8 protein-coding genes are annotated in these 13214 nt (G+C 37.7%); 1 reads left to right on the top strand and 7 read right to left on the bottom strand.

Annotation, left to right across the window (positions count from 1 at the left end; genetic code table 11):
- Window positions 1–61: 61 nt before the first annotated feature.
- Entirely contained in the window at window positions 62–1564 is a 1503-nt protein-coding gene (locus tag G7051_RS11895; RefSeq protein WP_166200543.1) for an MAC/perforin domain-containing protein, read from the bottom strand.
- 177 nt (window positions 1565–1741) lie between these two features.
- Between G7051_RS11895 and G7051_RS11900 the strand changes: the two genes are divergently transcribed.
- Window positions 1742–2365 carry a methyltransferase domain-containing protein gene (locus G7051_RS11900; RefSeq protein ID WP_166115528.1) on the top strand — a complete coding sequence of 208 codons (624 nt, stop codon included), beginning with the start codon at window positions 1742–1744 and terminating at the stop codon, window positions 2363–2365.
- A gap of 15 nt (window positions 2366–2380) precedes the next feature.
- On the opposite strand, the gene G7051_RS11905 is transcribed toward G7051_RS11900, so the two are convergent.
- The 6 genes from G7051_RS11905 to G7051_RS11930 all read right to left on the bottom strand — a co-directional run bounded on the left by G7051_RS11905 (window position 2381) and on the right by G7051_RS11930 (window position 13095).
- Window positions 2381–3613, bottom strand: a complete 1233-nt coding sequence (locus tag G7051_RS11905; protein ID WP_166115530.1) for an MFS transporter — start codon at window positions 3611–3613, stop codon at window positions 2381–2383.
- A gap of 333 nt (window positions 3614–3946) precedes the next feature.
- Entirely contained in the window at window positions 3947–4462 is a 516-nt protein-coding gene (locus G7051_RS11910; RefSeq protein ID WP_166115531.1) for a DUF6712 family protein, read from the bottom strand.
- Between the two features lie 27 nt (window positions 4463–4489).
- Window positions 4490–5638, bottom strand: a complete 1149-nt coding sequence (locus tag G7051_RS11915) for a hypothetical protein (protein WP_255493210.1) — start codon at window positions 5636–5638, stop codon at window positions 4490–4492.
- A 603-nt stretch (window positions 5639–6241) separates the two neighbouring features.
- Window positions 6242–8497, bottom strand: coding sequence for a cation:proton antiporter (locus G7051_RS11920; protein ID WP_166200545.1), 2256 nt, complete (start codon window positions 8495–8497; stop codon window positions 6242–6244).
- Window positions 8498–8725: 228 nt separating this feature from the next.
- Entirely contained in the window at window positions 8726–9568 is an 843-nt protein-coding gene (gene kduI / locus G7051_RS11925) for a 5-dehydro-4-deoxy-D-glucuronate isomerase (protein WP_166200547.1), read from the bottom strand.
- A gap of 212 nt (window positions 9569–9780) precedes the next feature.
- Window positions 9781–13095, bottom strand: coding sequence for a glycoside hydrolase family 2 TIM barrel-domain containing protein (locus tag G7051_RS11930; RefSeq protein WP_370523000.1), 3315 nt, complete (start codon window positions 13093–13095; stop codon window positions 9781–9783).
- Window positions 13096–13214: the final 119 nt, after the last annotated feature.

The following is a 13214-nucleotide window of genomic DNA, read 5'->3' on the forward strand; positions in this document are numbered from 1 at the left end:
CTACCGATGGTATAATAAAAAATAAAACACAGCTTTTTTGCTGTGTTTTATTTTTTAGGAGTTATTTACTTAATCGAGGAAAAACATATCCAACATTCCAATTGGTCTTATAGTTTCCTCTACTATAATTCTGTACTACATCAGAGTATGCACTAGTAACATGATCGCCATAATTTTTTCCTGGAGGCATTCCCATATACTCATTTAAAGGAATTGTACCTGGATATTGGTATGGATATACATATCCAATGATAAATTTCTGAGAAACATTTGAGTTCATATAATTATCAGTTGTAACGATATGCTCTGGTGTATTCTTAAATAGATATTCATATAGAGGTATTGTTGTGCTTTCCTGATATGGGAAACAGTAGCCGGCTATACCAACAAATGTAGAATACGGACTTCTTAGATGATCTGAAAGTGTACCTGTTGTTGTAATATGAATTTTATCTTGAGTGTGATATATTGTATACATAGGAATTATGCTCATTAGCTGTAATTGTCTTCCTGCAACATATCTAACAACAGCGGCTTTGACAGCAGCTTTTTTTGTAGGGTCTTTGATAAAATCATAAATGAAAAAGATTTTATTCCAATTTACTTCAACGAGTTTTGAATTTCTGTCTGTAACTGATGCTTGCCAACTATGAAAATTAATAGAAGTATTAGTGATTCCAGTACTAGAGTCAAATGACATACTTGTTCCAGTGCCTTCTCCAGCTTCGCAAACTATAGATATTTGCCAATTAGTATTTTTTGTACTATATGTTTTTGTTTCTTCAGTAGTACTTGAACCATTTGTATCTAATCCAATCTTACCTAATGATGCATTTAAACCGGCAGTGACAGTTTTCTTTTTTATTTCAGTATTTGTTTCTTCAACAATGCTAGATCTGTAAATGACATTATAAGATCCTCCGATTGTAATATCTGCTAAAACATGTGTCCCATATTTTGCGACTAACTCATCTGCTGATTTCGTATTTATGTCTTTAGTAAATTGCTCTGTAAGATAATTTGATAATAGATTTGCATCGGCATCAATATAGAGTCTTTTTACTCTTTTTTTTATGAATGCCTGTGCATAAGAGAAACATGAAGCATATTTATAAGTTTCTTGCTTTTCTTTATTAACGCCTCCTTTTATTGTTCCTGTAAATGGTAATAACTTTTTGATAATACTCTTAGTTGTTGAGCCACTCTCTTCTAATACTTTTGAACCAACTGATCCACTAAATCCACTTTTTTCAATTATATCTTGTAGCATATTTTCAGAGTCACTACCTGCGTAGATATCCTGATTTATTTTGGTAGAACTTGGTCTGTAAATAAGTAAAGGGTTATCTTTTGCAAATTTATCCATATCAATAACCCTGTATTTTGTAGCATCAATATCAAGGTAGTTATCTGTTATATCATAACTAAACCCAAGTGCATCATTATTTCCATCTGCTAAAGTTCGTAAAGAAGACGTTGTTTCTTCTGGAATAAATTCTTTGTCTTGAGAACAAGATAATAAAAAGCAGAAAAGAAGGAGTGTCCATAAATAATTTTTTTTCATAAAGAATTGTGTTTTTTAAGTTTGTAAATATTGTTTATAGTAAGATTTTAATAAAGGAAAGTAAATTGTAAATGAAATACAAATAATATTTCATGTTTTTTAGCAGGAATGATTTAAGCGAATATTTTTTAGAGTATATTTATGCATTTATTGACATTTTGTTAAAATTGTTTATTTATGATCGCAAACTTAATCAGTAAAAATAACAGAACTTCGAAATATAAGTTATTCTTGGATGTAATAAGACCTTTGGAATCTGATAAAATATTGGATGTAGGGGTTAATAATTGGGAGTATTCCCCTGTAGATAACTTTTTAGAGAAAAACTATCCATATTTAGAGAATATCACAGCTTTGAGTGTTGATACTAATGAGGAATTTAAGAAAAGATACCCAAAGGTTAATTCAATTGTATATGATGGGTTTTATTTTCCTTTTGAAGATAAATCTTTCGATATCGGTTGGTCTAATGCAGTCATAGAACATGTTGGAGATATAGAAAGACAAGTTCTGTTCTTAAAAGAACTCAAAAGAACTTGCAAGAGAGTATACTTCACTACCCCAAATAGATATTTTCCTTTTGAAGTGCATACCAGATACCCGTTGATTCATTGGCTTCCCAAGCGCATATTTGATAGAATATTACAATTTACTCCCCAGAAATGGGCTTCGGGCGATTATATGTATTTACTCTCGCGAAAGAAGCTTGAGAAAATTTTAAAAGAAGCAGGAATTACCGATTATAAGATATACAAGAATCGTTTTTGCGGCTTCACTATGGATTTTAGTATCATTATCTAAAATATATGATCTTACTTATTCGTATTTACCCACTGTCGATTTTCCTAAGCTCACTACCGATGGTATAATGAAGAATAAACATCCGATCAGGCAGATTGCAATTCCTGCGATAACAAATACATTGGTTATCCCGATAGCATCAGCAACAAATCCGGTCGCTAACAATCCAGGTATAGAAGGCATCAGCATCAAACTGTCGTAAGTCGAAAATGCACGCCCCAAGAGAGACGGATCTATTTTGGTTTGAAGTATGACCGTAAAAGCACTGTTCCAGATAGCGCCACCAATACCACTGATTCCTGTTAGAGCGATGAACCAAATAAGTCCGTTTGCAGGCAGCAATCCCGATAGCAGAGAGGTTAACCCGATAATAATACTAAAAGTACCAATGAGTACAATTTTATTCATCATCTTTATTTTCTTCATACCGATAAGTGCCCCTCCTATAAATATACCGACTCCCCACGCAGCCTCAACAATACTCATGTCGTATGTATCTCCCATAAAATGAGTAAGGGTAATAAGCGGAAATAATGCTGAGATGGGAATGATAAAAAATAACATCGCAATATCACAGAGTAATACCCATTTGAGACCTTGTGTGCCAAATATAGCGTGTAGTCCTTCTTTTATTTCTCCCATAATATTGGGTAGTTTGTCAGTAACTTTCTTTTCGGGATTGGGAATCGTAACAAAGAGCAGCGACACGCAGGCTATTACTGCCCCTATAATATCGAGGGACAATACATAAGTCATATCCATGATATTTATAAGTAATGCAGCCAATGCAGGACCTGCTATATTACTGATCGAAAAAATCATCTGATTAACCCCGGCTACTCTCATCAGTTCCGATTCGGGAGCCAATAGCGGAACACTGGCTTGCATGGCAGGGGTATGAAAAGCACTGCCCGCCGAACGTAATATCAACAGCAGATATATTTGCCAGATAGTAACCGAATCAAAATAAAACATAAGACACATGATAGCCGTACAAATGGCTATGAAGCTATCTGCAAATATCATGGTTAATTTTCGGTTCCAGCGATCTACAAAAACACCTGTAAACAATCCGAGTACAAGCTGAGGCAGAAGAGTAGCTATCATGGCATAGGCTAATACTTCGGCCGATTCGGTTTTTAGGCTAAGCCAAAATACAACCGCATATCCGACGATCGAACTGGTGAGGGTCGAGAATAACTGACCGCTCCATATTATTGCAAAAGTTTTTTTCCAATTATTATTCATTGGGAATATTTTATTGATAGCGTATTACTTTTTCTCTTGTAGAGAAAGTAAGCATGAGATTATAAACTAATAAACGGGATAAAAGTTCTCCAAAGATTTTTGGAGTAAGCACTAATTGGCTGTATAGCCTAGCTATATAGCTAATATTGTATTGGAGCGAGTAATAAACATTATAATATCTCTGTTTTTTTAGGGATGGCAAAGATAGTACTTTTTAGTAAAGGTATTTTGATCTTTAAGGTTTTTAATATTTCATTGATCTGAAAAAGAAATGAAAAGCCGGAGAATAAAAATATCCCCTTTCATGAAAAATAAAAGGGGATAGGTTATACATTACTGTTTCGGAAAATAAAATCCACTATCGAAAGGAGTAGACTGCTGACCGCATGACGAACAATAATCTTTATCAGGTTTCCACAGAGGATATTTCTCTTTGGACGAACAAAGAAAATCGGTTAACAGGCTGACAAAAATCTCGGCATCATCCCGAATCCAGCGGCGGAGTTGAGCCACATCCTTGATGTCGATCCCCTTGCTGTTTTCACTTTCGCGAATAGTTATTCCTTTATTTACGATGGTTGCCCAATGAAAGGGTAATCCCTGATAGATGGCAAAGAACGCTAAAGCAGGAGCAATCTTTACAACAAGATTGCTGTTGGATTCATCCAGAGAGTTCTGTGAAATCTGAAGTTTTAATTCGCTCATCAACGATTCGCCTAATAAGGGGGCAATATATAACTCCTGAGCAATAGACAGGTAAGGGACAAATTCGGTAAGATCGGTATTTCCCGTAATTGGAGAATGTAGTTTAAACAACTCCTCGTTTATTAATGTGATAGGTGTATACATCGGTTTTATAGTTTTTTGATGAGCAAATCAGATGGCTGGAGACTTTTGTTTCGAGGGTTCATCACTGCTGATTTTACCTTCATACTCTTTTATTTGTGTTATAACTTCCAGTTCTTTTACTGTTAGCTTATTATATCCGTTGTTGATTACGAAAATATTCAGCGTATCCAGAATTTTACGGCGGAGTTTATGAATGACAGTGTAATTGTACAAAATAAATGAGTTGATTATCTCACTCGCATTGCCACTCAAATTACCCGAACCCGAGATACCTGCAAGAGTAGGAGAGGAGAGTCGGTGAGCCGATATAATTTTCTGGAAAATAACTTCGTTGACGTTGTTGTATAAGTCGGCATTGCCACTGGCTGTGAAAGGCGTTACTTCGGGTTTGATATCCTGACTTTCACCATATAGAACAACAATTGAATTGGCTCCGTTTGTACCCGCAAAAGAAGCAGTCATGTCTTTGTTAAACTGTTGTTTAGCTTCATCACCGGGGTTGCTTGGTATGGTAATAATTACCGAAGGAGCAAAGCCATTATTTATAGAATTACGATAAAACTTACCTAATAAACCATCGGCTTCTATGTAATTGAGTGCCGAAAAGTAATGAGGTACAGGGTAATAATCTAAACTTGGCTCGTAATCTTTGTAATAATACAGATAAGGCACACCCTGCTGTAATTCTTCAGAAGCATATGCTTTTATCTGTGCAGGTGCATATTGTCCACTGGTTTTTCGCCAATCATTTGACAAGAAAAAATTAAGAGGTGTACCATATTCATTGGTTTCTCCTACACGTATTTTACTGAAATCGGTATGAAAGAGGCTGACATTACTCCCGTTCTTATTAAGCACAACTTGAAAACAAAAACCGCCGAAAGTCGTATAATCTTTGGCTATCTTCTCTATTAAAGTATCCCAGTCTTCGTTGGTATTAGGCTGCCCCGAGTACAATGTATCATCTATGCCCGAACCGCATATATATGTCACTTTGTTTTCTATGATCGACTTATTTACTGCCGATTCGTTATTCAGATCAATAATACGTTGAGGCAGATTATTATCTGTTCCATAATTAATCCATCCTTTTGAGTTTCGAGTAAAAGTTGGGTATGTAGGCGTATTTGCCGACAGATTGATTACAGAATATCCCATTTTATTCTTCTTTTTCATACTTCGATTGCTTCTGTGTTTTCAGTATAGATAAAACCCTTGAAGGTAGGCTTTGAGGCTGTTTACTATTTGCAAAATACCTTTTTTTCAATTTCTAAAACTTTTCTAGAGCATAAGTGTTTATAATTTATAAATTATTTATACTGGAATTATATAAATAATCTAAGAAACGATAGTGTTTTGTGTCGTTAGTTTAATTTATAGTACTCTTTTGCCACAAGTTGTTATGAATGCCGGAAACTAATAAAATTGTTTTGGTGGGAATAATTATTTGAAAGGTGCCGGTAGTAGATAAACATTTTCTTGTATACTGGTCTTATATGCTAAAATTCAACTCAATAGGAGAGTTTGATATAACAGAACATAATTCAGAAAATATTTTACTGTTTATGTCTATAATAATCAACTTTTACATGGCTAGTCTAAAAAGGATTCTTAAGTTTTTTTATGTAAAACGAGCTACAACTTCTGCAAAAGTAGCTCGTTTCTTCTTTTTTTAAGTCTCAGACTTTTTTATCGTTTATTGTAGGAAAAATCTATAGTGTCTATCCTGTGAATATTAGAAATGTAATTGCTTTAACAGGATAAGACCGAGACTCTTCATCATTGGTTTATATTCTCAGCAAAATGATCCAGCTTATTCTGTTCACCCGCAAGCCACAATATATCACCCTCTTCTAATATTGTATTTGCCGATATATCGGTAATGGCTTCATCGTTGCGGTCTATACCAATAATCATGGTATCTGTTTTTTCTCTTATCTGAGAATCTTTAATTGCTTTTCCAATTAATGAGCAACCTTCTTCCAATTCATATTGAGTGAGGCTTATTTGATATTGAGTGCTGGTATGCTGTTTCAATCTCTTCTCTTCGAGAGCAGTAATAAATGTTTGTAGTTCTTCATCCGTACCGGCAACAATAAGTTTATCGAATGGGTAGATACATTCGTTCGGGTCGGGAATGTTTATTTTAAGATCACCTCTGATTATACTTACTATATCTACACCTGTAGTTTGTCTGAAATTAAGTTCCGCCAAAGTTTTTCCTATTCGTGGCGAATCTTGAGGAACTTCGATCTCTTCAAGGTGGATGTTTTTATTCAAAAGATCGGTCTTTACCTGCTGATTGATTGTGCCTTCTTTATCTTCGGAAATCTCTTTGTCATTTAAGTTCTCAAGAAACTGCTTCTCCATCTTATTGGTTTGTTTTTTAAACCCTTGGAAGAAAGTAATACCGATAGCAATAACTACCGAGGTTACCAATAGCAGACCTGTTGCTCTGGGGAATAGAGGGATAAGCACCATAAGGATAAGAATCACACACAGGGCAATCCGTAATAAATTGAGTGCAATTAAAGCACCCTTGTTAAAGTGATTATCTTTCCATAATCTTTCATGCTCTTCGGTTTTGCTGTTATTTCTCATGATAGCCTGCATAAACGGTCCCATGAGTAGGATAGTTATGATAGCTGCTGCGATTCGTCCTCCCAAGTTAGGAATATAACTCATTATAGGCCAGTAGAGGAGTTCTCTGCAAGTAAAGAAAACTGCCAGCGATAAGACAAAATAAATAGCTACGGTGGTAATCACTTTTTTAAGTAAAACATTCCAGTCGTTCTGTCTGTTAACTGTTTTACGACTCGATGAAGAATAGCCCGTAATCAGTTTGTTCCACTTCGGGGGTATTCTTTTCTCTATAGCTTCATATATAGGTGTCGAAGCCTTTATAAAGTAGGGGGTTGTAAAGGTCGTGATGACCGATACTGCTACTATTATAGGATATATAAAGTTGCTGATAACACCCAATTGCATACCGAGTGTAGCTATGATAAATGAAAATTCGCCAATTTGTGCTAAACTAAATCCAGCCTGTATAGATACCTTGAGGCCTTCGCCCGAAGCGAGAACACCCAAAGAGGCAAATATTACACGACCTACCAGAACTACTACTGTAAGAATGAGGATAGGAATGGCATACTCCAGAACAATACTTGGAACTATCATCATACCTACCGAAACAAAAAATACTGCTCCGAACAGATTTTTGATAGGTTCGATAAGATGCTCTATATGCTTCGATTCGATGGTTTCGGCAAGTATCGATCCCATAATAAAGGCTCCCAGTGCCGCCGAAAAGCCAACTGTATCGGCAAATAATACCATACCCAGACATAAACCCACGGCTACAATAACCAAAGTTTCGTCGTTGAGGTGTTTTTTTAGTTTTTTAAGGAAGGTTGGTATCAGGTAAATACCTACTACAAACCATATCATCATGAAGAATACGAGTTTAAGGGAATTTTCGAGTAATCCTGACCCTTCTGCATCACCGCTTCCTGCTACTGTTGACAATAATACCATCATAAGTATGGCTGCGAGATCTTCTACTATAAGCATCCCGAAGACGATATTTGCAAATTTTTTCTTCTGCAATTTCATATCGTTGAATGCCTTTATGATAATGGTGGTAGATGACATGGAGAGCATGCCACCCAAAAATACACTTTCCATTTGCGTCCAGCCCAAGAGTTGCCCGATAACGTATCCAATCGCTATCATCGATCCCATATTGATGAGGGTGGCAATAGAGGCTGTTCCGCCTACATCTATCAGTTTCTTAAAACTGAATTCGAGTCCGAGGGCGAATAAGAGAAAGATTACCCCAATCTCCGCCCAGGTGTTTATATTACCTATATCGGCTACGGATGGAAACAGTACGAAATGTGGACTTATCAGGAAACCTGCTACAATATAGCCTAGTACAACAGGTTGTTTTAAGAGTTTAAATAATATTGTTACTATTCCGGCTGTTATCAGAATAAGAGCCAAATCACTTACTAATGGAGGGATATGCGACATAGAATTTTTATTTCTTTTTGAGCGTTTGTCTTTAAGTTAGACTGCTTTCAAGCAAATATAGTGAAAAAAGGGCGAAAATTCCTATTTTAAGTATCAGATTGTTATCTTTTTTATCTCTTGTATTCTTTCCGGGGAGTGTTAAATGAGATATTAAAGAGGTCTTTTCTGTAAATAAAAAAGACAGGCATTATGTGCCTGTCTTTTGCTCTATATATGTCTTTGAGGAACTTATCTCAACTTGTCAGCCGTGAAAGTATCCATATCATCATAAGCCAGATTTTCGCCGCACATAGCCCATATAAAAGTATAGTTGCTTGTGCCTGCTGCCGAGTGAATAGACCACGATGGAGAAATAACCGCCTGCTCGTTAGCCATAAAAATATGACGTGTTTCCTGAGGTTGTCCCATAAAGTGGCACACTGCTTGTTGCTCGGGTATTTTGAAGTAGAAGTATGCTTCCATACGACGCGAGTGTGTATGTGGAGGCATAGTATTCCATACACTGCCTTCTTTCAATTCGGTCATACCCATTTGCAATTGGCAGCAAGGTACAATCTCACTCAATATAATTTGGTTCAACAAACGTTCGTTTGAGGTTGCAGGTGCTCCCAAATCTCTGGTGCGACGCATTTCGGAAGTAATTGCTGTCGTAGGATACGCTTTGTGAGCGGGCGATGATGCAAAGTAAAATTTAGCAGGTTTATTGCCGTCTTTACTTTTGAAGATCACTTCTTTTGAGCCACGACCTACGTAAACTGCATCTTTAAAAACCAATTGATATTCGGTACCATCAACAGTGACCGATCCTTCGCCTTCGATACAGATAATACCCAATTCGCGACGTTCGCAGAAATATTCCGAACGAATCAAATCGACTGTCTCGAGTTTCAATGCTTCTTTTACCGGTAGGGCACCACCAATAATTAAGCGGTCGTTGTGAGTATAAGTCATCAATACCGAATCGGCATCAAATAGTTTTTCAACCAGAAACTCTTTACGCAACTGCGTAGTGTCGTATTTTTTGACATCATCAGGATGCGTACCCCAACGTTCTTCTATGCTTGTTTTCATTTTAATTAATTAATGAGTTAATAAAATATGCCTTTTTAGTCCTGCTAAGATAGCAAATAATACCTTATTTGTTTATCTCGACTTTGCAAATTGACTATTTAGGTAATTGATTAGATACAAATTAACAGGCTTTTAATAATCTGCTTTAGTTTGTAGGGGTTAGACCGGTTTGTCTGAACCCCTACATTAAAGCATTAAACAGGTTTGAAACCTTAATATTTCAATCCGGCTTTCGAAGCAGCATCTTTTGCACCTGATACAGGGATCAAAGTAAATGACCAATTGTATTCCTCATCCGAGTAAATAGTTGCTTCGGGTATCGGACGAGCGCCCCAGCTGTCGTAACCACCTACACCTTGTTGTTTCAGATCTACACAAATTTCGACAAAATCGCGAGGCGATATATCATTGATATGCGTATGTTTAGGTAGAATGTTTCTGGCTTTTTTCAGATCCTTGTTGGCTATTTCTTCGGGTGAGAAGTTGTTCCATTGATAGTCGGCATCAGCCTCTTCCGAGTCGAAATCCTCTACCGAGTTTCTCAGTGCATTGAATCCGATTGTGTTTTCTGCCTGAATCAATAAGCCTTTGCCATTGTTCTGAGTGGCGGTCAACCAACGGGTATCAATATGATGACCGTTTTCTTGCGGACGTACATACGGATAATATAAATCTTCGGCTTTAGCCTTGTATTGTCCAACCATAGTACCCATAAAGCGGTCGATATAATTTTCCTCAGGTCCACGTCCGAAATATTCGATATTGTCCATTCCCGCAGGTACTCTGAATCGTACGCCTATACGTGGAACTTCCAGTACATTGCTTTTGGCTTTAGCTTCCGCTTTTGCCTTAGGTGTATAAGTTGCCATCAATTCGGCTTCAGATTTACCTATGCTTGCTTCTTTAGCTCCTTCGAGAGCTGTAAAGCGAGACGATATATTGACTACGCCCGAAGGGTAAATCTTATAGTTGATAATATAATGGTTACCTGCTGCCAATAGATAATCTACACTTAGCAAGACATTATCGCCATCTTTGGTTGCTTTATGATCTACAATGTTAAAATCTTTGCTCGATTGCTTCCATATTTGTAAACGGCTTGGAGCTCTGTTGCCATAATCGTTGTCATTAGGAGCTCTCCAGAAGTTAGGCTGAATACCAAATCCGTCTTTGAAATATTCTTGACCATCAACCTTGTATGAGGTTACTAACCCTTTCGATGTATCTAAAGTGAAATTGACTTTAGAAGACGAAACGGTGATAACTCCATTTTGTTCCGCTATATTCAATGCAGGAGCATTCGGTGATTTGTATTCCTTCTTATCAGCGGTGATTGGCAGTTGAAACTGGTCGTAAGCCACTATATAATTGGCAGGAACAAGCGGAGTAGCCTCTTTACTTGTCACCTCGAAATTCACAAAATACTCTGCACCGGCTTCGGGCTTCAAGCCTTCAACAGGAATAGTTACTGTTTTAGACTCCTGAGCTGCAAGCGATACAGGAAGAACGGCTTCTTTTATTAAAGTTCCGTTTTTATAGATTCTGTATTTTATTTGATATTTCGAAAGATCCGAGAAGTAGAACCTATTGGTGATTTTTACCTCTCCTTTTGATAAATCGACAGCCTCAAACCCTATGTTCTGAAGGTTGTATTTAATCTCAGCCATAGCAGGGTGGGGGCGTTGGTCGGGACCTATCAAACCATCGGCTACGAAGTTTCCGTCCGAAGGCATATTAGTACCATAGTCGCCACCATACGTCCAATACGGTTTACCGTTTTTGTCGTAAGCCAACAAAGCATGGTCTATCCATTCCCATATATATCCGCCTTGCAGATGAGGGTATTTGTAGATGGCGTTCCATTGCCCGTGAAAGTCTCCTGTCGAATTACCCATGGCATGAGCATATTCCGATGGAACTACCGGACGATCGCTACCTTCTTTGCCAATTTCTTCCAGCCATGCTGCCGAAGGATATTGAGGCACATACATGTCGGTGTTCCATTCCCACAAAGCACGTTCGTAATTTACGGGGCGGTTCATCAAATTTTTGTCCTTTTCTTTCAGCCACAAATAAGTCTGGTAGAAATTGTATCCGTTTCCGGCTTCATTTCCTAACGACCAGATGGTTACCGATGGGTAATTCTTGTTTCTTTCGAACATATTTTCGGTTCTGTACAAGTGGTTCGCCAACCAATCGAGGTTGTTACCCAACGACTTGCCTTTGCTCAAACTATAATACATACCGTGCGATTCGATATTGGCTTCGTCATACACATACAAACCGTACTCATCGCACATTTCGTAAAATTTGCGATCTTGAGGATAATGGCTCAAACGAACGGTATTGATGTTGTTCTTTTTCATCAATTCGAAGTTGCGACGCATTTCTTCGGGAGTCACATAATGCCCTGTGTATTGACTAACCTCATGTATATTAGTTCCTTTTAATTTTACAGGTTGTCCGTTTACAAAGAACAGGCTTTGTTTTTTGCCATTGATAATGTAGTCGCTTTCTTTGATCTCTATTTTACGGAATCCGACATGAAAAGGTACTACCTCGGCAGTTTCATTTCCTTTTTGTACAGTCATAATCAACTTGTACAGATTGGGATGTTCCGAAGTCCATGTAGATACATTGTCCAATGCAGCATCAAAGTTGACCGTTTTTTTGCTGTTAGCTTCGATATTGAGAGGGCTCGAAGCACTTGCTACGGTTTTACCTTTCGAGTCAACCAATTCGTAACTGACATTTACTGCCGATGGCGATGAGTTTGTATTCTTTACGTCGATATCCAATTTGAATATTCCGTTTTTGTACGTATCATCCAATGTCGATATTACTCTGAAATCGTTGACTGCCGTTTTGGGTTGCGACCAAAGGAATACATCCCGTTCGATTCCACTGATACGCCAGAAATCCTGACATTCGAGATAAGATCCTGTGCTCCATCTGAATATCTTTATGGCTAAAGAGTTTTTTCCGGGTTGTACATATTTGTTCAGCAGAAATTCGGCAGGGTTCTTAGAATCTTCGCTATAACCCACCTCTTTGCCGTTTACATACACATATACGCCCGATTTTGCTCCGGCAATGTGCAGGTAAATATCGCGGCTCATCCAATCGGCAGGAATATCTATCTCTCTGCGATAAACACCTACCGGATTATCGTCGGGTAGAAGCGGTGGCTGCGGATTGCGTGGCTTAAACTCGTATCCGTGATTGATATAGATAGGAGTACCGAAACCCTGCACCTCCCAGTTGCCCGGAACTTTTATATCGCTCCACGACGAAGTATTTACATTGGCATCGGTTACATTGGCAGGTAATTTGCCGAATGCGTCCACATAGTAAAACTTCCATGTACCGTTGAGCAGTTCGTAGTACTTGCTGTTTTCGTATTTGCCCGTCAAAGCCTCCGCCTTGTTGTCGTATGACATAAATGTGGTTCGTGGTTTCTCTTTATTTACCGACAACACATTCATATCACGCCAAAAGGGAAGTTTGTCCTGAGCTCCCAATGACATTCCCATTGCTAATACACAGCAGATGGAAAATAATTTTTTGACCATGGTTTATTTTTGTTGTTTAAAGTTTAAAATATGCCTAATAATAGAATACAAATGCTTCGTGGTAGGGGCAGGGT

The sequence above is a fragment of the Dysgonomonas sp. HDW5B genome (assembly GCF_011299335.1).
Taxonomy (GTDB): Bacteria; Bacteroidota; Bacteroidia; order Bacteroidales; family Dysgonomonadaceae; genus Dysgonomonas_A.

Coding starts and splice junctions, on each gene's coding strand:
- G7051_RS11905 (WP_166115530.1), bottom strand. CDS start 3,613: ATGAATAATAATTGGAAAAAAACTTTTGCAATAATATGGAGCGGTCAG.
- G7051_RS11910 (WP_166115531.1), bottom strand. CDS start 4,462: ATGTATACACCTATCACATTAATAAACGAGGAGTTGTTTAAACTACAT.
- G7051_RS11900 (WP_166115528.1), top strand. CDS start 1,742: ATGATCGCAAACTTAATCAGTAAAAATAACAGAACTTCGAAATATAAG.
- G7051_RS11920 (WP_166200545.1), bottom strand. CDS start 8,497: ATGTCGCATATCCCTCCATTAGTAAGTGATTTGGCTCTTATTCTGATA.
- G7051_RS11915 (WP_255493210.1), bottom strand. CDS start 5,638: ATGAAAAAGAAGAATAAAATGGGATATTCTGTAATCAATCTGTCGGCA.
- kduI (WP_166200547.1), bottom strand. CDS start 9,568: ATGAAAACAAGCATAGAAGAACGTTGGGGTACGCATCCTGATGATGTC.
- G7051_RS11895 (WP_166200543.1), bottom strand. CDS start 1,564: ATGAAAAAAAATTATTTATGGACACTCCTTCTTTTCTGCTTTTTATTA.
- G7051_RS11930 (WP_370523000.1), bottom strand. CDS start 13,095: ATGTCATTGGGAGCTCAGGACAAACTTCCCTTTTGGCGTGATATGAAT.